At 70.2% G+C, this 19,353-nt stretch carries 12 protein-coding genes and 1 tRNA gene; 4 read left to right on the top strand and 9 right to left on the bottom strand.

From position 1 onward, the window contains the following. Positions 1–201: 201 nt before the first annotated feature. The 3 genes from SGA01_RS12980 to SGA01_RS12970 all read right to left on the bottom strand — a co-directional run bounded on the left by SGA01_RS12980 (position 202) and on the right by SGA01_RS12970 (position 7,697). On the bottom strand, positions 202–2,346 hold the full coding sequence (locus tag SGA01_RS12980) for a SpoIIE family protein phosphatase (RefSeq protein WP_167534075.1): 2,145 nt from the start codon (positions 2,344–2,346) through the stop codon (positions 202–204). Between the two features lie 271 nt (positions 2,347–2,617). Next, entirely contained in the window at positions 2,618–5,731 is a 3,114-nt protein-coding gene (locus SGA01_RS12975; RefSeq protein ID WP_141296681.1) for a glycoside hydrolase family 3 protein, read from the bottom strand. A gap of 52 nt (positions 5,732–5,783) precedes the next feature. Continuing rightward, on the bottom strand, positions 5,784–7,697 hold the full coding sequence (locus tag SGA01_RS12970) for a ricin-type beta-trefoil lectin domain protein (RefSeq protein ID WP_371866025.1): 1,914 nt from the start codon (positions 7,695–7,697) through the stop codon (positions 5,784–5,786). Positions 7,698–7,913: 216 nt separating this feature from the next. On the opposite strand from SGA01_RS12970, the gene SGA01_RS12965 reads away from it, so the two are divergent. After that, the gene (locus SGA01_RS12965; RefSeq protein WP_141296680.1) at positions 7,914–9,197 is read left to right on the top strand and encodes a glycoside hydrolase family 16 protein; all 1,284 of its coding nucleotides are present in this window, start codon (positions 7,914–7,916) and stop codon (positions 9,195–9,197) included. 259 nt (positions 9,198–9,456) lie between these two features. Further along, positions 9,457–10,578 (top strand): alpha/beta hydrolase family protein, encoded by a 1,122-nt coding sequence (locus SGA01_RS12960; RefSeq protein ID WP_167534074.1) that lies wholly within the window; start codon positions 9,457–9,459, stop codon positions 10,576–10,578. Here the strand turns inward: SGA01_RS12960 and SGA01_RS12955 are convergent. The 6 genes from SGA01_RS12955 to SGA01_RS12920 all read right to left on the bottom strand — a co-directional run bounded on the left by SGA01_RS12955 (position 10,560) and on the right by SGA01_RS12920 (position 17,844). Further along, on the bottom strand, positions 10,560–11,126 hold the full coding sequence (locus SGA01_RS12955; protein ID WP_371866029.1) for a dihydrofolate reductase family protein: 567 nt from the start codon (positions 11,124–11,126) through the stop codon (positions 10,560–10,562). The genes SGA01_RS12960 and SGA01_RS12955 overlap by 19 nt on opposite strands. A 219-nt stretch (positions 11,127–11,345) precedes the next feature. Continuing rightward, entirely contained in the window at positions 11,346–12,746 is a 1,401-nt protein-coding gene (locus SGA01_RS12945) for a DUF5685 family protein (RefSeq protein ID WP_141296676.1), read from the bottom strand. A 248-nt stretch (positions 12,747–12,994) separates the two neighbouring features. Next, positions 12,995–14,509, bottom strand: a complete 1,515-nt coding sequence (locus SGA01_RS12940; protein ID WP_229918436.1) for a DHA2 family efflux MFS transporter permease subunit — start codon at positions 14,507–14,509, stop codon at positions 12,995–12,997. A gap of 264 nt (positions 14,510–14,773) precedes the next feature. Continuing rightward, positions 14,774–15,496 carry a DUF6193 family natural product biosynthesis protein gene (locus SGA01_RS12935; protein WP_229918437.1) on the bottom strand — a complete coding sequence of 241 codons (723 nt, stop codon included), beginning with the start codon at positions 15,494–15,496 and terminating at the stop codon, positions 14,774–14,776. 468 nt (positions 15,497–15,964) lie between these two features. Then, on the bottom strand, positions 15,965–16,660 hold the full coding sequence (locus SGA01_RS12925) for a helix-turn-helix transcriptional regulator (RefSeq protein ID WP_229918438.1): 696 nt from the start codon (positions 16,658–16,660) through the stop codon (positions 15,965–15,967). Then, positions 16,657–17,844: a pyridoxal-phosphate dependent enzyme gene (locus SGA01_RS12920; RefSeq protein ID WP_141296674.1), complete on the bottom strand. Its 1,188-nt coding sequence runs from the start codon at positions 17,842–17,844 to the stop codon at positions 16,657–16,659. Before SGA01_RS12920 ends, SGA01_RS12925 begins: the two co-directional genes overlap by 4 nt. 572 nt (positions 17,845–18,416) lie before the next feature. Between SGA01_RS12920 and SGA01_RS12915 the strand changes: the two genes are divergently transcribed. Together SGA01_RS12915 and SGA01_RS12910 are read left to right on the top strand one after the other, a co-directional pair. Next, entirely contained in the window at positions 18,417–19,160 is a 744-nt protein-coding gene (locus SGA01_RS12915) for an alpha/beta fold hydrolase (RefSeq protein ID WP_229918439.1), read from the top strand. Between the two features lie 53 nt (positions 19,161–19,213). Then, positions 19,214–19,287: transfer RNA gene (locus SGA01_RS12910), tRNA-Met, on the top strand. Positions 19,288–19,353 lie beyond the last annotated feature (66 nt).

The raw sequence follows: 19,353 nt of genomic DNA, 5'->3' as shown, positions 1-19,353 counted from the left end.
ATGTCGAACCCCGTTTCGCCCACGATGCTGCGGGGCCTGCGCGCGGCATGATCCCCTCATGGATCCAACCGTCGCAGCCGCGCTCGTCGTCGTACCCGCCACCGTCCTCACCGCCACAGCCGCCTTCGCGGCCGGACGACTTCAAGCGCGCGGCGCGCAGCGCGGGCCGGTCGACGCGGTGCGCCACGCGTGGCCCGACGGTCACTCCTCGGCGGCAGGGCCGCGACCCAAGGCCGGAGGCGTGGGGAGGGTTCGTGACGCCCAGAGGGTCTTGCCTCGGCCTGAGGGCCTCACGCCCCAGCGCTGGGTGAGGTGGGCGGTGATGAACAGGCCCCGGCCGTGCTCGTCCGTTTCCAGGGCGCGGCGCAGGTGCGGACTGGCGCTGCTGTCGTCGGTGACCTCGCACACGAGCGTGCCGTCGCGGATGAGGCGCAACTGGATCGGCCCCTTCGCGTAGCGCACGGAGTTGGTGACCAGCTCGCTGACGACGAGGGCGGTGTCGTCGATGACGTCCTGGGCCAGTCCCCATTCCGCGAGTTGGTTCACGGCACTCCTACGAGCCTGCCCGGCGCTCTCCGGGCTGTTGGGAAAGGTCCACGCCTTCGTCCGGGAGTCGTCCAACGTGCGGGTGCGGGCCAGCAACAGGTAGGCGTCGCGAGACGGCTGCTTGGGCGCGAGAGCGTCGGCGCAGCTGTCGCACGCGGCCTGAAGAGAGGGCTGCGGTTCTGCGAACAGGTCGGTCAGCCGGCTCAGCATCGACTCCCGGCCACCGGCCGCGGTCAGCAGGGCGGTGTTGCAGATCAGCAGGGTGCTCCCTTCGGGCAGGACGCGTTTCGTGAGCGCGTACTCCGCGAGGCCCTGCCCGAGTGGTGGCCCTGCCGCGACGTCGAGCAGTTCGACGGCTCCGCCCGGATGCACCAGAACCGGCGACGGATGTCCCGCGCTCGCCGCGGTGCACAGGCGGGAGACCGGATCGTAGACGAGGCAGAGGCAGGTGGCGGGCGTACCCTCACCGACACCGGGTTCAGCTGGGTCCAGCGGGGTGCTCGGGCGACTGGCGAGGTCGTGAAGGCGCTGGAGGATGTCGTCCGGCGGCAGGTCGAGGTCGGCCAGTGCCTCGATCGCCGCGCGCAGCTCACTCATCGCCGCTGGACGTGACGTCCCGGAAGTGGTGTCCCCGGCCACGAGGGCGACCCTGGATCCGGAGAGGGCGATGGCGTGGGACCAGCCGCCGCCCGTGCCGGCCGGCAGGTGGGTGCGGGCCAGTTCGACGGCCGTGACCGCGGACGCCTGCGCGTAGGCGAAACCGCCGGACAGGATGCGGGCGGCGGAGCGCTCACGCCCGTAGAGGCGAGCGTTGTCCAGGCACTGGCCCGCGTGCGTGGTGAGCTGCTGCGCGAGCCTCAGGTGCCGGCGGTCGAACGGGGCCGGATCGCGCCAGCGGTAGAAGCAGGCCAGGCCGAGCACCACACCCCGCGCTCGGATCGGAACCAGCAGCATGGAATGAGCCCGCGAGCTCAGGATCCGGGCATCTCGCCGACGCCGGGGATCGAGCCAGTGGCCGCCGTCCGGGCGCAGCCGTCGGATCAGCTTGGGGGCCAGGGTGTCCAGGACGGTTCGGTAGGGCGTACCGGGCGGGTACACGTCCACCTCGCCGACGGCGGGGACTCCCTGCTCGTCCGGTCCGGCGACCGAGCGGTACCCCACGCGTCGAACCGTCTGATCACGGTCGAGAGCGTCCGCGGTGGGAGCCCGGCCACCCAGGACGACGTCGTAGACGTCGACGGTCACGGTGTCGGCCAGGGCCGGGGAGACGACCTCGCAGAACTCGGCCGCCGTACGGAAGATGTCGAGCGTTGTTCCGATCCGGGCAGCCGCCTCGTTCTGCAGGCGCACCTCCGCCTCGGCCCGCACCCGGGCGGTGATGTCGGTGAGCGCGGCGGCCAGACCCAGCACCGTGCCGTCGGCCCGCTGCAGGCGGAACACGGACACCGAGGAGACGGTTTCGACCGGGGGGACACGACGGTCGCGAAAACGGACGGTCAGATCGAGCTCGGGCACGCCGGTCTCCAGCACCCGGTGGGCGGCCCGTTCCACGGCAGCGGGGTCGGTGATGTCGAAGGATCGCAGGAGCTCCGGGAGCGTACGGCCGAGCAACCGGTCGATAGGGAACTTCCGTATCAGCCGAGCGGCCGTGTTCACCCGCATCAGACGCAGTTCCTGGTCGTACACGTGCAGGCCCACGGGCGACTGGGAGAACAGCGCGTCCAGCACGGCGTCCCCCAGCCCCTCGGGGACGGACCGGCTGTCCGGATGATCCTCACCGACCACTGTGTGAACGCCCATTCGACGAGACGGGTGGACTGCGCTGCCTACCATGCAACGCCCACCCTGCCCACCCGGCCACCGTAGTGGAGTGAACGGGTGATTCCGGCAGGTCGCACCGGACGGACCTGCTGCAGCGCGGTGGGCGGCCGGAGCACTTCCGTAGCGCTGGTGGCAGGGTTTTTCGTCGGGACGAGGACCGGAAGGAACCCGACGTACCGCCGCCGAGGACGGAAGCGGCCCGTGACTCCGCCTCGGCGGGGCCACGGGCCGCATCAGTCTTCCGGGACGATCAGCGCGCCGCGCGGAATGCCTCGGTCAGCTTGCCGACCGCGCCGGCGGGGTCGCCGACGAGCAGCAGATGGTCGGCGTCGGCGAAGGGCTTCGCCGACCGCTCGGTGATGTTCTGGCCGATGCGGTCCTGGACGATCAGCCGGGCTCGGCCCACGAGTCGGCCGGCCGCGGCGGACTTCCCGTGCCCGGCCTTCTGGAGGGCGCGGGCGGCCAGGCCGATCGCGCGCAGGGCCGGCTCGCCGCCCTGCGGGGTGCCGCGGAGCGTGGTCAGGCCCCAGCCGTACGGGAACTGGGGGTCGTAGCGCGTGTCGCCCACGTTCAGGGGCAGCTGGCTCTCCGACTTCGGCCAGCTCACCGGCAGTTGACCGGTGAAGGGCTTGCGGCCGTAGAGGACGTCGGCCACGCCGTCGCCCTCCGTGCCCGGCAGCCAGGACGCGACCAGGGCGTCGATCGCCGGCAGCCGGTCCCCGATGAGCTGCGGGCGGCCGGAGACGACGAGGACCGCGCAGGGCATCGCGGCGCAGACCCGGTCGACGGCGGCCTTGTCCGCCGGGCTCAGTTCCAGGTCGTGGCCGTTGCCGACGTCGCCCATGCCCTCGGCGTACGGCGTCTCGCCGACCACGACCACTCCGACGTCGTGGCCCGCGGTGGGCGCGGAGGCGTCCTTGGAGTGGGTGAGCGTGGCCCCGGGATCGGCGGACTTCCGCATGGCCTCCAGGATGGTGGTGCCGGTCGTCGTCCGGCCGGAGGCGCCCTGCCAGCTGACGGTCCAGCCACCGGCCTGATTGCCGAGGTCGTCCGCGTTCGAGCCGGCCACGTACACGTTCTGGGTCGGCTTGAGCGGCAGCACGCCGCCCGCGTTCTTCAGGAGCACCTGCGAGGCGGCGGCCGCCTCGCGCGCCACCGCGCGGTGCTCCGCAGACCCGACGGCGGCCAGATGGGTGGTGTCCGCGTACGGCTTCTCGAACAGGCCCAGTCGGAACTTCTGGGTGAGGATCCGGGCGACGGCGTCGTCGATCCGAGCGGTGGCGATGCGGCCCGCCTCCGTCTCGGCGACCAGGGTCCTGGTGAACTCCTGGTAGTTCGTCGGCACCATGATCATGTCCAGGCCGGCGTTGACCGAGGTCCGCACGTCGCTCGGGTAGTCGCCGGGGATCTGGTCGATGGCCTGCCAGTCGCTGATGACGAAGCCTTCGAAGCCCATCCGGTCCTTGAGCACTCCGTTGATCATCTCGGCGTTGCCGTGCATCTTCACGGGGCCCTGGTCGTCGCCGAGGACGTCGAGCGAGGAGTACGAGGGCATGACGGTGCCCACGCCGTGCTTCACGGCCTCGGCGAAGGGCGCGAGGTGCACTGCCTCCAGTTCCTCGCGGGTGACCCGGGTGACGCCCTGGTCGATCGTGTACGAGCCGGTGGTCGACGAGCCGAAGGACGTCCCGCCGTCGCCGACGAAGTGCTTGGCGGTGGTCAGCACCTTGTCGTTCCGGTCGAGATCGCGGCCGTCCCGCGCGCCCTGCATCCCGTCGATGACGGTCTCCATGGCGGAGACGAGCGCAGGGTCCTCGCCGAAGGCCTCGTAGGAGCGGCCCCAGCGCTCGTCCCGGGTCACGCACACACAGGGGGCGAAGTCCCAGGGCACGCCGGTGGCCCGGACCTCCTTCGCCGTTACGGCGCCGGTGCGGGCGGCGAGGGCGGCGTCACGTCCGGCGCCGATGCCGATGTTGTGCGGCATGATCGTCGAACCGATGACGTTGTTGTGCCCGTGTACGGCGTCCACGCCGTAGATGAGCGGGATCTGCCAGCGGGTGGCCTGGGCGCGCAGCTGGTACGCGTCGACCATCCGGGCCCACGCCTCGGGCGTGTTGGGGGTCGGGACCGAGCCGCCGCCGGAGAGCAGCGAGCCGAGGCCGTAGCCCGCGATGTCGCCGGGCGAGCGCAGGGCGTTGCGTTCGGCCTGCGTCATCTGGCCGGCCTTCTCCTGGAGCGTCATCCGGGAGAGCAGGTCCGCGACCCGCCTCTTCACCGGAAGCCGCCGGTCCAGGTAGGGCAGTCCGTGCGCGTTCACCGCGACGACGGGGGTTTCCGCCGGCGCCTTCGCGCCGTCGACCGTCAGTCGCACCGGGATCGTCTCGGCCGCTTCGCCGGTCTCGTCCTTCAGGGTGGTCACGGTGATCGAGCGGGTCGTCCCGGAGGGCGTCCCGGCGGGGAAGACGAGGGTGCCGCTGACCGGGGTGTAATCGGTGCCGGGCTGCGCGGGCCCGCCGTCGTCCGTGGTGTACGCGACGGTGACCGGCTCGCCGGTCGGCTGGGAGCCGGTGGTGGCGACCGAGACGTCGATCCGGGCGGTGCCGCCCTCGTCGACCGGGTGCACCGCCGCGCCGGTGACGACCTTGGTGTTCAGGGCCGGTTCGGCCTTGCCGTAGAGCTCGATCGCGTCGACGGCGAAGCGGCCGCCCGGCGTGCCGGTGGGGAGCGTGAGCGCGTACCCCCACATCCTGTCGAGGCCGAGGACCTGGTCGATGCCTCCGACCGGCTGGTAGTCGGCTCGGTAGTGGAACTCCGAGAAGGGGATCTCGACGAGGTGCCAGCCCTCCCAGTCGTCGGTGAAGGAGGTGGTCCAGAGCTCGGACGCCTCGCCGTTGGCGCCACCGTCCTTGAGCTCGAAGTTGATCCGCTTGCCGGAGCCGGGCGGCAGCGGGGCGGTGTTCTGGCCGTACCACCAGAAGCGGATGCCCTTGTACGCGGTCCAGTCGTGCGCCGGCTGGTCGAAGGCGAAGTCGTGGGTGAAGCCGCCCCAGCCGCTGATGTCGTAGCGGCCTTCGAGGACCTTGGCGCCCTCGGGGGCGTCGGCGCGCTCGGCGAGGGTGAGCTCCGGGTGGTCGTCGGTGTCGCTGCCCCAGGTGAACAGGCCCTCGGCGGGCGGTCCGGCGAAGGGAATCTCGCCCTCGAAGCGGTCGACGGCCCGGGGCGCCGGGTCGGCCCCGGGGGCGGACGCGGTGGCGCTCGGTACGGCTCCGGCGAGCAGCCCGGCCAGGACGGCGGTCACGGCGGTGACGGCGAGCGGCGGGGCGCCGCCGGCCCTCCTGCGACGCAGGGGGTGCGGATGTGGCATGCGGGGGTCTCCTGGAGAGAGAGAGGGGGTACGGGTGGTGGCTGCTGGTTCGTCAGGAGGGCTGGTGGGTCCACTTCTGGTTGGCGGCGCCCGTGCAGGACCAGATCTGGGTGCGGGTCCCGTCCGACGAGGTGTTGCCGGTGACGTCGAGGCACTTGTCGGCCGCCGTGTTGACGACGTCGTGTGTCACGGCGTTGTACGACCAGCGTTGTGCGCCCGTCCCGTTGCAGGTGTGGAGCTGGAGCTTGGTGCCGTCGGCGGTCCCGCCCCCGGTGACGTCCAGGCACTTGCCGAGCGCCCGGACGGTGCCGTCGGCGGCGAGGGTCCACCGCTGGGCCGTGGTGCCGTTGCAGGTGTAGAGCTGCACCGGGGTGCCGTCGACGGTGGCCGCGCCGGCCACGTCCAGACACTTCCCGGCGAGACCGGTCAGCGGTCCGGCCGGTGCGTTCGTGGTCGTACCGGACCAGGTGAAGGTGGCGGTGGTGCGGGCCGGCAGGGTGTACGTGAAGGACTGGCCGCCCCAGTCGACCCGGACGGACTGCGCGGAGGCGCCGCCGTTGTGGGCGATGAGCGCCTTGGAGCCGTCGGGATTGCGCCAGGCGACGTTCTGCACGGTGGAGTCGGCCGTGGAGGCGATGCGGTACGCGCCGGGGCGCACGAACTTGGTGAGATGGCCGGTCGTGTAGTACTCGACCGTGTAGTCGACCTGCCCGGCGCGCGGGCCGCCCTCCTGGACCGTGATCAGCCCCGTACAGGTGCCGCATCCTCCGTTGTGCGGGCCCATGGCCTGGTTGAGCGCCAGGCTCCACTTCGTCAGACTGCTGCTCCAGTTGCGGGCGTAGTCGACGATGTCCTTCAGGTCCTCGTTGTGCTGGTTGCCGACCCAGGTGCCGCCGGAGTGCTCGGTGCTGAACTGCTTGACCGTCGGGTACTGGTCGTGGACCTGGCTGCCGACGGCGGGGTCACCGGCGTAGCCGTGCCAGGCGATGCCGCCGAAGAGCGGGTCGTTGCGCACGCCCGCGTCGTTCAGGACGCCGGAGCCGAAGTTCGCGTAGTCACCGTAGTTCCAGTCGTGCACCAGTACCTTGGTGGTGATCCCGGCGGCCCGGAAGGCCGGGTAGACGTGGTTCTTGGTGAACTCGGCGAGGCCGGACGGGTTCCAGCTCATACCGGGGTAGTTCATGGCGGTGGGGTTGCCCGCCTGGCAGCAGTTCGGCTCGTTCTGCACGGAGAGGTAGTCGACCTTGACGCCGGCCGCCTGGTAGCTCTGGATGTACTTGACCAGGTACTGGGCGTAGAGCGGGTAGTACTCCCACTTCAGCCAGCCCATCTGGTCCATCCGGCCGTTGTCCTTCATCCAGCCGGGGGCGCTCCAGGGCACGCCCTTGAGACGCATCGCCGGGTTGAGCTGTTTGGCCTGGACGGTGAGGAGCCGCACGTCGGTGTCGTAGCCGTTGGTCCCGAAGTCGTTCAGGTCGCAGCAGGTGTCGTCGAGGGAGACGTTGCCGGGCCGGGAGAGGTCGGACGCGCCGATCGGATTGCGGACGAAGGAGAGGCCGATGCCGTCGGTCGGCGAGAACAGCCTGCGCATGACCTCGTCGCGGGTGGCGGTGCTGATCGCGCCGCCGCGCAGGAGGTGAGCGGTGGTGTCGGTGATCGACGCGCCGCCGCCCTCGAACTGCTGGTAGGTGGTGTTCTCGTCGACGGTGATGGTGCGGTTCGCACTGCCGCCGGCGGGGCCGAAGGCGGTCGGCGTCTGCGGGGCGAGACCTCGCGTGACGGTACGGCCGCCGGCATCCGAGGTGGTGGTCAGCCAGACGTCGACGCGCTCGCCGGCGGCCTCGGCGACGCCGGGACCGGTCATGACCAGGCCGCTCGCGAGCAGGGCACCGGTCACGAGAGCGGCGAGTCGGCGGGGGCGCCGCCCGCGACGGGGGCCGAACCAGGAGCTGTTTCTGTAGTGCACCTGACAGACCTTTCGGTGAGGGTCTAGACCTTCGCTCTTTCTTTAAGGTGTGAAGCTATGGAGGTGCCTCGTGCCCGTCAACCCCTCCCGCATACAACTCCCGAACGAAGAAAACCGGTTGGAAGCGGATTCGACTCAAGGTCTTGTCGGCTTGGTCCAGACAATGGCACTCTTCGTTGCCGTCCACGACACACTCGACCGTCGGCGGTGACATCGATGTCCGCACTACCTTCTCGACGATCAAGACTTCTCCTGGCCATCGGCCTCGGATGCGCCACGGTGGCGGCTCTGGTGAGCCCCGCCGCCCAGCTGTCCGCGAGCGCGGCGACGACTTCGGCCTCAACAGCCGGGGCCGAAGTCGGCGTCCAGGCCACCACGTTCAGTGACGAGTTCAACGCCCCGGCAGGCACACCGGTCGACGGCTCCAAGTGGAACCTGGAGACCGGCGACAACGTGAACAACCACGAGCGGCAGTACTACACGAACTCGACCCGCAACGCCGTGCACGACGGCCAGGGCAACCTGGTCATCACCGCGCGACGCGAGAACCCGGGCAACTACAACTGTTGGTACGGCCGTTGCGAGTACACCTCGGCCCGGCTCAACACGTCCGGCAAGTTCACCCAGACATACGGCACCTTCGAGGCCCGGCTGAAGATGTCGCGCGGCCAGGGCATGTGGCCGGCGTTCTGGATGCTCGGCAACGACATCGGCAGCGTCGGCTGGCCGCAGAGCGGCGAGATCGACGTGATGGAGAACGTCGGCTTCGAGCCGAACACCGTGCACGGCACCCTCCACGGTCCCGGCTACTCGGGCTCGGGCGGCATCGGGGCCGGCCACTCGATCGGCGCACCGTTCGCGGACGGCTTCCACACCTTCCGTGTCGAATGGGCGCCGAACAAGATGGTCTGGAAGGTCGACGGCGTCACGTACCAGACGCGCACCCCGGCAGATCTCGGCGGTCGGCAGTGGGTGTTCGACCACCCGTTCTTCCTCATCCTCAACCTGGCCGTCGGCGGCTACTGGCCGGGCGACCCGGACGGCAGCACCCCGATGCCGAACAGCCTGACCGTCGACTACGTACGAGTCACGAACGACCAGCCGACCCCACCGACCGGCACCGGCGGCCCGATCACGGGCCTCGGCGGCAAGTGCGTCGACGTGGCCGGGGCGAACCCCGCGAACGGCACCCCGGTCCAGCTCTACGACTGCAACGGCAGCGCGGCCCAGCAATGGACCGTGAACGCCGACGGATCGATCCGTGCCCTCGGCAAGTGCCTGGACGTCACCGCCGGATCCACGACGGACGGCGCCAAGCTCCAGCTGTACGACTGCAACGGCACCGGCGCCCAGAAATGGCGCGTGGAGGCGGCCCGCGACATCGTGAACGTCGCGGCGGACAAGTGCCTGGACATCCCGAACAGCAACTCGGCGAACGGCACCCGGCTGCAGATCTGGACCTGCAACGGCACCGCGGCACAGAAATGGACCGTGGGCTGAGCTCCCGGCCCCGACAGGGCTGAGGCCCCTTCGGGTCCGCCCTCACCAGACCGACGCTCCCGGCGGCCAGGCCCTCCTGGTCGCGCGGGGGCCGGGCCTCCCCTCCTGGGTCTCCGGCTCCCGCGGCAGTCGGGAGTCGGAGACCCGCGCTGCGGACGGATTCCGCCCCGCTGTGCGCGCACTCCCCCAGCACTCCGGACTCACACATCGGGGATCTCCCCGATGGCGCAGCCGGGCGCGGCCGACGACCATGCACACCATGGTCATCCCCACCCTGCCGACGCCGACCGGGTCTCATCCGGTCGGCACCACATCGGTGTACCTCGAAGATGTCTCCCGCCCGGACCCGTGGATCGCGGACATGCCGACGCGCGAGCTGATGATGTCGATCTGGTACCCGGCCGCACGCTCGTCCGGACCGCGCGCCCGCTACCTGACGCCGACCGAGTCGGCGGAAAGCCTGGCCGGCCAGCAGGCGGCCATCGCGCCCGACGCGCTGAGTTCGGTGCGCACCCACTCCTTCCCGGACGCCCCTCTCGGCCCCGGGCTGCGGCAACTGCCCCTGATCGTTCTCTCGCCCGGCTTCACCCGGCCCCGCGCCACGCTCACCTCGATCGGCGAGGACCTGGCCAGCCACGGTTACGTCGCCGTCGCGATCGACCACACCTACGAGACCGCGGCCACCACCTTTCCTGACGGCCGGGTGGCCACCTTCGCCCTCGGCCGCGGGTTCGAGCGCAACGCCGAGTTCTGGCGCAAGGTGAAGACCGGCCGCGCCCGGGACGTCTCCTTCGTGCTGGACCAGCTGCTCGGCGACAACCCGCCGTGGGCAGGCGCACCCGTGCTGGCCCCGGACCGGATCGGCATGGCCGGACACTCCGCGGGCGGCGCGGCCACCATCGCGGCGATGCTTGCAGACGAGCGCATCCGCGCGGGGAGCAACGTGGACGGCAGTACCGACGGTCTGATCCCGCACACAGGCCTGGACCGCCCGTTCCTGTTCCTCGGCCGGGACGGCCAGTACTCCCCCGGCGACGGGCCTGCCGCGGACACCTGGGCTCGGGACTGGCCACTACTGACCGGCTGGAAGCGCTGGCTGGTGGTGGCGGGTGCCAAGCACCCGTCCTTCACCGATCTCGGCCTGCTGGCCGACCAGTTCGGCATGCCGCTCGGCGCGGCCACCTCGGGTCTGCGCACCATGACGATCACCCGCACCTACCTGCGCGCCTTCTTCGACGAGCACCTGCGCGACGCCCAGCAGACACCGTTCGACCATCTGCACGCGGACCACCCCGAGGTGCGATCCTGCCTGCCGCCTGACCATCCGGTCGGCACCGAGAGCGGACCGGTGCGGATGATCGGTCAGCGGCGCACTCGATAGCGCAGGTGAAGCACGCGGTTGCCCTGAATCACCACGTCAGGATCCTCCAACAGGTGCTGCGCGTGGACCGACCCGAAGAAGCGCTTGCCGGACCCGAACACGACGGGTACGACGTCCATGCGCACCTCGTCGATCAGGCCCGCGGCAAGCACCTGGCCACCGACGTCGCCGGCGGCGACCTCGACCAGGCGGTCACCCGCAAGCTCCTGCGCCTTGGCCGTGGCTGCCTCGACGCCGTCGACGAAGTGAAACGGCGCCTTCGGGTCCCAGCCCTCGGGCGCCGGCCTGTGCGTCACGACGACCACGTGGTCGATCCCGCTCGGCGGCTTCCCGTCCCAGCCGTCCGTCAGGTCGAAGACGTGGCGGCCGACGATCGTGACTCCGATCTGGTCCCAGTACGGGCGGGTGTAGTCGTAGGACGTCTGCGACACCTTCAGCTCGCCGCTCTCGTCCAACGGGACATCACCGCTGGACAACCAGTCGAACAGCGGTCCGGGCTGGTCATTCTCGTCCGCGACGAAGCCGTCCACCGACACCGAGCCGTACATGACCACGCCCACGGGGCACTCCTCTGCTCTGGAGTGCCCCAAATTAGCGTGTCGTGAGCCGTCGCTCGGGTAAGACATCAAGCGGCCGGCCGCCCGGCGTGTGGCCGGAATGTTCGCGCAAAGACCACCGCCGGACTTCGACGTACCGAGTCGGCATGAGCCCGGTGAACGCCCGGAACGCGTGGCCGAAGGCGAAGCCCCGCCTGGCGCATCGGCCGTTCAGTCGCAGCAGTCGCAGCAGCACTTGCAGGGGTTGCAGCAGCCTCCGCCGCAGCCGTCACCCGAGCCCCCGCCTGAACCACCGGAGCCACCGGGCGTGTGGCCTCCGCCGGAACCGCCGGAGGAGCCTCCCGAGTTACCGCCGCCATGCCCGCCGAACCAGCCGTCGCCTCCGGAACCATCCCTGCCGGAACCGTCCCGGCTTGAGCCGCCCTGGCCTGAGCCGCCCTGACGGTTGCCGTCGCCGAACTGCCAAGGCTCTCCGTCACCCGAATCCGCGTCGTCGTCGCAGCGGCAGCAGTTGTAGCAGAGCCTGCAATCGGGACACAGTCGGCGCTGCTCGCGACACCGCCGGCACTCCCCCTCCGGCGGTCGGCCCGAGGCCGTCGGCGCACCCTCCGGGGCCGCACCCGCAAGCGCTCCGACTCCGCAAGCCGCGCCTGTGTCGGTGCCGGTCTGCAAGGGCTCCTCCGTCGCCGTACGGCGCCCCAGCCAAGGCAGTATGCGCAGGCCACGCGCCTGATTGCCGTGCCGATGGTGGCGATGCCGAGGGTCGAAGACCCGATCGACTGCGCGCTCCAACTCGCCGCCCAGAAGGGCCTGTACCAGACGCCCGTCGACGAACACGGCGTCGGACAGGGAAAGCCGGATCCCGTGAACGGCGTCGTCGCAGAGCCTGCGCACCTCAGCACGGTCCGCGCCGGTCACGGCGATCGGGTTCCAGGCACCCGACTCCTTGTCCGCGTCCAGGTCCTCCACGGCGTCCAGCAGATGAGCCAGTCGGCCGAAGAGACGGCCGGCTTCCGCCAGCGGTTCCGCGTTCTCCGGGCGGTTCGTGAGTACGGCGGTGTACGCGAAGGCCGCGGCGGTCGCCGTTTCCGTGGGCTCCGTGACCGTCAGCAGCGAGCCGCCCAGGCCGGTCGACCGCTCGATCTGCGGCTGACGCTCGACAGCCTCCAGAAGCACCGAGGTGTCGAAGCCGAGCCGGTCGCCGCCCGCCGCACCCGCACGATCCCAGCCATGGGCGATCCGGCGTGCCGCCATCGCCACCGGGCGGCGCCCCAACAGCCCGTCGCCGTCGGCGACATGGTCACGTATCTTCGCGGCGGCGAGCACCAGCGACACCGTCGCGGCCAACCGCGCACCCTCGCCCTGTGCCACGTCCGCCGACCGCATCCCGCGCAGCGGGCACGGACCGGCCCCTCGCCGCCAGTCGCCCGTTCGCTCCGACTGCGCTTCGGTCAGCACCGAGACGATGAGGCCGTCGTAGTTGGTGGCCACCCTCGCGAACTGCCCGTACTCGCCGCGCAACGTCAGGCACAGCCCGCACAAGTGCGCCATCCACTCGGTACGCAAGCCCTCGCCCAGCCGATGGCGGCATGGCCTGATGATTCCGAACACCGAAAATCTCCCCCGTAGGACATCTACCCGGACGCATCCGGTGGGACGCACCATCGAAGGACGGCCCACGGACGAATGACCGCACCACCGGCACGACCGCACATGACGTCTACCGCATGCGCCATCCACAATTGGTCGTCATCCTAGATGGGTCTTTTCCGAGAGACCCGCGGAGCCCCGACGCGGCCCCGGCGCGTGCGCCAGGGCCGTCGGGCCGACGACGACCTGACCCAAGACCTCCAGGCCAACTAGGTGGGCGTAGGGGCGGTCTTGTCCGTCGTGGTGCCGTCTTCGTCCTGGACCTCCGGCGCAATGGGCTGCTGCGGAACGGGCGGAGTGCGGACCAGCAGCGCGACCAGAACCGTCAGGCCCCCGAGTACGGCGCCGATACCGAATCCCCACCGGATGCCCGTGGCCAGAGCGTCCGTGGCGTCGGCGCCGTCGGCCGCCGCGGTGGCGGCGCGTCCCGACATGACACTGATGACCAGGGCGGTGCCGGCGGCGGCCGCGACCTGTTGCAGCGAGCCCAGGATCGCCGAGCCGTGGGGGTAGAGGGGCGGCGGAAGTACGGACAGGCCCGAGGTGAAGACAGGCGTGAAGACGAACGCCATGCCCGCGCTCAGTGCCACGTGAACGACGAGCACCAGCCACGGCGAGGTCTGTTCGCCCATGAAAGCGAACAGTGCGAGACAGAGCGCTGTGAGTGCGGCTCCGGGCACGACCAGCCGTGGTGCGCCGAGCCGGTCGTAGAGCTTTCCGACCTGCGGTCCCAGCAGGCCCATGGCCAGGCCGCCGGGGATGAGGAGCAGCCCGGTCTGCAGTGAGCTCAGGCCGCACACCTCCTGCAAGTAGATTGGCAGCAGGATGAACGCGCCCATGAGTGCCATGAAGGAAAGGCACATCAGGGCAAGTGCCACAGAGAAATGACGGTAGGTCAGGGCCCGCAGGTCCAACAGCGGTGTGGACGAACGCTGCAGTGCCAGCTGCCTCCATGCGAACAGGCCGACCAGCACCGCACCCACCAGGGTCGTGACCTCCGGAGGCACGACCGCCGGGGCTTCGCCCCCGGCCCCGAGACCGCTCAGGCCGTAGACCAGGGCGCCGAAGCCCGCTGCCGCAAGGGGGACGGACAACCAGTCGATCGGGCCGGCCTGAGGCTCGCCGATGTTGACCAGTCTGCGCTGACCGAACACCGCCATGGCTCCGGCGATGGGCAGTACCGCCAGGAACAGCAGGCGCCATGTTCCCAGCTGGAGCAGCACACCGGACACGGCGGGGCCGAGGGCGGGTGCGACGGAGATGACGAGGGTGATGTTGCCCATCACACGGCCGCGGTCGTGCGGGGGCACGAGTGTCATCAGCGTCGTCATGAGCAGCGGCATCATGACGGCGGTGCCGCCGGCCTGGATGACGCGGGCGACCAGGAGCACGGAGAAGGCGGGCGCCGCCGCGGCCAGGGCCGTGCCGGCGATGAACAGCGCCATGGCCAGGGCGAAGGCGGTCCGGGTCGTCACGCGCTGGAGGAACCACCCGGTCACCGGGATGACCACGGCCATGGTGAGCATGAAGGCCGTGGACAGCCACCCCGCGGCCGCCGCGGTGACCTCGAACTCGCGCATGAGGCGCGGGATCGCGTTGACCATGATCGTCTCGTTGAGGAGGACGACGAACGTGGACAGCACGAGGATCCTCAGCACGACGGCGACACGGCCGGGCGAGAGGGTGGGTGTTGCGTGTGGTGCGAGCATGGCGCCTTCCGTCATGTGAGTGTCCTCCGCAGGTAGCCGGCCACACCGGTGGACCGCAGCGCCGGGAAGAACTCATCGGTACCGCCCGATCCTGTCGGCGCCACCGCCCGTACTCAAACCATTTCTTACGGCCCGGCCCGGCACGGCCGAAGCACGGCTACTGGAACAGCCCCCTTCGACAAGCCCTTCCAGCCACACCGGCTCAGGACTCCGGACGCCGACTCAGGAGCGACCGGCGGCTGGTCGCAGGACAAGCCGCCCGGTCTTTCCGCGGCGGAATCATGTCGACGGGGCGAGCGTGACCGGGCCGAGGCCGGATGGCAGGTGGCGTACGGCCAGTGCCACGGCTTCGTGCGCTGTGTCGAACCGACCGAGGTCGGGAGTGATGATGCCCCGGCCCAGGCCGTACGTTCCGTCGCTGCCCGCCGTCAGGCATGGTCCGACGACGGTCAGGTGCGGGCGGGTGGTGGCCGAGAAGCGCAGTACCCAGTGGCTGGTGAACGGATACAGGGCACGCAGCGCCGGCTCGGCGTATGCCGCCTCGATCAGGGCTTGGTACGGCTCCTTCCAGGCGTACTCCAGTTCGGCCGCTTCCTGGCGCATGCTCTGCCACTCGGATTCCGTAAGACGCGCGGGATGGTGGTCTGGCACTTCGGACCGGCCGGTCAGGTGTACGAAGGGGGCCGCCCGGCGAATGTCATCCAGGGCTGCCCCGTCGTGCCACGCCCGAGCAGCCCTGGCGACCGCCGTCAGGTCCTCTGTCCTGCCATCGAGGAGCGCCAGGCCCTGGAACGGCTCCGTGCCGCGAATCGACCATCGCCGTTCGTGGGACCACGCGTTGATCTGCAGCGGCTCACGGTGCGGCAGGGTGCTGGCGACGGCCGCGTAGCGCAGCGGATCGGAATCCGAGGATGTGACGGGTACGGCGCCGAGGCAGCTCTCCGCCTCGGCCCGAAGCGCTGCGGCGAGGCTGCCGGAGGCTGCGACATCGGGGTACAGCACGGAGGGATCAGGAGGGGTAGGCACGGCTCGATTGTGCCTGAGCCCCCATCCGGACAGTGGCTCCAGGCCTCAAGGCGGAGGTGGAGTATGCCCGCGAAGTTCTGGAGGAGGTCATGCTGCACCTGCCTCACGGTGCCCGACATGATCTCGGCCGGTTGATTGCTCGCATCGACGACGAGTTCGAGCGTCGCACTCTGCCGGACCCTGGGCCGGTGATCGATTGGACGGAGGGCGGCTGGTGGTGGTCAAGGATCCGTGAGCGCTGACGCTGCTCACGAACCCTCATGTGTCCTGATCAGCTCGTGCCGGCCCGTTGTTCTGCGCGAGCGCGGGTGGTGGCGAGTCGATGCCGGGCTCGATGATGTTGCCGCCGAAGGTGAGGCCGTCGTCCGGTGGGTCCGGGAGTTGGCCGTGGATGCTCTTCCTGAGGCATGTCGCGGCCGGTTCTGAGGGCGTTCATCAGTATGGCTACTTCGTGTAGTTGTAGACGGTCGCCCGAGAGACGCCGAGCTGGTCGGCGATGATCTGTGCGGAGCTCCGGGTCTCGAAGAAGCCCTCGCGATGCAGCTGCCGCACCAGCTCGCGCTTCTGGTCACGGTTGAGGCCACGCGGTGTGCTGGAGCGCTGCGCCGCGAAGGAGTCGATGGCCGAGCGGAGTTCGCGTCCGGTGCGATCGCGCAGTGTCTCCAGGGCCTCACCTTGGTGTTCGACTTCGGTGGCCACGAGGTTGGCGAGGGTCAGGGCCAGCGGGGACAGCGTGCTGACGTCCAGGTTCAGGCACAGGGCCGCGATGTAACGTCCCTCGGCGTTCTTGATGCCGATCGAGGTGCTCTTGGCCGGGCGTCCGTCGGGGAACCGGTTGCTGTAGTTCTGGATGACGCCGGGGTAGTCGGGGTCCGCGATGCGACGCAGGCCCAGTTCGGTGGCGGAGTCGCCGACCTGCCGTCCGGACAGGTTGTTCTCGATGACGCGGATGGCGCTGTCGGGTCGGCGCAGATCGTGCAGGACCACCTCGCACAGACCTGGGAACATGCGCCCGACGGCGACAGCGATGCGCTCGGCCTCCCGTACGAGGTGCTCGTCATCCGTCAGGTGGCGCCCGTCTTCCGGTACGGCGGACTGGCCGGCGCGCTCGTCATCTCGTCGGCCTGTGGGGTGTGTCATCGAGCGCTGCTCGCTTCCTGAGCACCGTCACCGTGCTCGGCGAACACCGCAGCCATCTTCTCGGTGGACTTCAGCCCCGCACCGGTGAGCACGACCACGGTCGTCTCGTCCGGAGCGATCTCTCCGGTCGCGATGAAGTGATCGAGGGTCGCCGCGGCGACGCTGCTGGTCGGTTCGGCGTACAAGCCTCGCGCGCTCAGTGCACGGACCGCTGCGTGGATCTCCGCCTCGGGGACGGCATAAGCGGCGCCGTCGGAGCGGCGTACGGCCTCCACCGCCTCGGGCAGCCGGACCGGGTGGGCGATGGAGGCGCCCTCGGCGATCGTCGGCATCCGCTCGCCGCGGCCGGCCGGGTCGACACCGTTGAACGTGTCGGCGATGGTCGCCCAGTGCTCGGGCTGCCCGACGAAGAGGCGCGGGCGCCTGTCGATCTGGCCGGCGTCGAGCAGTTCGCCGAACGCCAGGTCGCACCCGATGATGTTGCTGCCGGCTCCGGCCACGAGGACCACGTTGTCGGGCGCGGTGAAGCCGAGGGACTCCCACATCTCATAGGCGATGGTCTTGGTGCCCTGGATGAACATGGGGTGCCAGTTGTGACTGGCGTAGGGGATCTGCTCGGACTGCCGGATCGCCTCGTCGGCGACCTCGTCGCGGGTGCCGCCCACGAGCTCGATCTCGGCTCCGTAGGCGCGGGCCTGGAGGATCTTGGCCTCTGAGGTGGCAGCGGGAACGATGATCTTGGCGCGGATGCCGGCGGCAGCGGCGTAGGCGGCCACCGCGGAACCGCCGTTGCCCGAACTGTCCTCGAGTACGCGGTCGGCGCCGTGCGCCACAAGGTGGGACATCATCACCGATACACCCCGGTCCTTGAAGCTGGAGGTCGGGTTGAACCACTCCAGCTTGAAGTGGACGCGTCGGCCGCCCCAGTCGACCGGAATCATCGGCGTACACCCTTCGCCGAGGCTCACCCGTCGGCCGGCCGGGACGGGCAGGGCCGCGTGGTAGCGCCACAGGGACCGTTCGGCAGTGTCGATCTGCTCGGGACGCAGGCCCGGCAGGGCACTGACGGCGAGGGGGCTGCCGTCCTCGCCCCGCCAGCGAGGATCGTCCAGGGAGTAGCGCTTTCCGGACCGGTCGTAGAGGTAGAGGTCGGGGGTGGTAGCTGGGGGCTGTTCGGCGTTCATGGGCGGCTCCGGCTTCTGCTCGTCGACGGGCTGTCGTGTCGCTGGGTCTCGCAGCCCGAAGGGCACCCTGCCATCTCCACATTAGACGCACTATCCAGATTTACACAGCAAGTCGAATCACTCGTCGATGCGCTGCCCGGCGCCGGCCGGGAGCCAACCGACACCGGCGAGAGCTGGTGGGAGTGATCCCGGCGGGGATGGCGAGCGGCCCCAACTGCCAGGCTCCGGGAACCCGATGTGCCCGAGGCGACTTCGAGATCTTTACGGGACAGTCGGGGCAAGCTCGTGCACGGGAAGCGAAGAGACGGCGAGACTTTCGGTGGGACCGCTGCTCACCTCTGTCGTCTCATGGAGGAGGTGCGGGAGCAGGCGCCTTGCCCATACGGAGATCCTCTCGGAATCCTGCGGATGCACGGGCCGTCAAGCGAGCGCGAAGACACCACTCTGCCCCGGACAGCCCGTGTGATACTCGGCGCGTGATGTCGATCTATCGAAGCGCGGAGGGCCGGGAAGCCGTTCGGCGCTGGTGTGTCGAAGAGCTGGCGGCATGGCAAGTACCGCATGAATGCCGGGTGTTCCAGGCAGGTGGCACCGAGACCCATGCCGTCGTCGCCGGCAGCCGTGGACCGACGGTGGTGGTCGTACCCGGGACGAACTTCAACGCGGCGGCCTGCCTGCCTCTGGCCACCGCCCTCGCCACCCGGTACCGGACCGTCCTGGTCGACGTACCGGGTCAGCCGGGGTTGAGTTCGGGTGAGCGGGGCTTGGCGGAGGGCCGGCTCGACTGGTACGGGGCATGGTTGTCCGACGTCATCACGGCCTGCGCGTCAGGGCCGGTGATCGTGCTGGGCCACTCCTTCGGCGCGGCGATCGCGCTGTCCAGCGCTTCTCCCCGCATCGACGGGCAGATCCTCGTCTCCCCCGGCGGTCTCACCGGACTGCGGCTGACACCCGGTGTTCTGTGTGCTTCCGCCGCCTGGCTCGCGGTTCCCAGGCCACGGCACAGCGCCTGGCTGCTCCACACCATGTACGGCGCCGGCGGCACCCCCCGGCCCGCGCTGGTGGACTGGATGACGCTCGTCGCCCGCCACGCCCGGTCCAGCGGCGCCCCGGGGCTTGCCCACGCGCCGAGCCGGTCCGTCCCCCGGCGCGTCGTGACCGGCGAGCATGATGTGTTCCTGCCCCCGCAACGGCTCCGGGCAGCCGTGCGCCGAACCCTCGGCGTCGAACTCGGGGTCGTCAACGGCGCCGGGCACCTCGTGATCGAGGAACAACCCGACCGGATTGCCGACCTCGTCGGCCATTTCTTCGGCTGAACGAGGGACTGGTCACGGGAGCGCCGTGGGTGGCGTACTGTTGTGTCTACCGACGCGGGGTGGAGCAGCTCGGTAGCTCGCTGGGCTCATAACCCAGAGGTCGCAGGTTCAAATCCTGTCCCCGCTACTGAAGTGACATGAGGCCCGGATCCTGTGGATCCGGGCCTCATGCGTGCCTGCTGCCGGCGAGCGG

This window comes from Streptomyces gardneri (genome assembly GCF_006539185.1).
In the GTDB taxonomy this organism is placed as follows: domain Bacteria; phylum Actinomycetota; class Actinomycetes; order Streptomycetales; family Streptomycetaceae; genus Streptomyces; species Streptomyces gardneri.
This window is presented reverse-complemented; position numbering and strand designations above follow the sequence as displayed.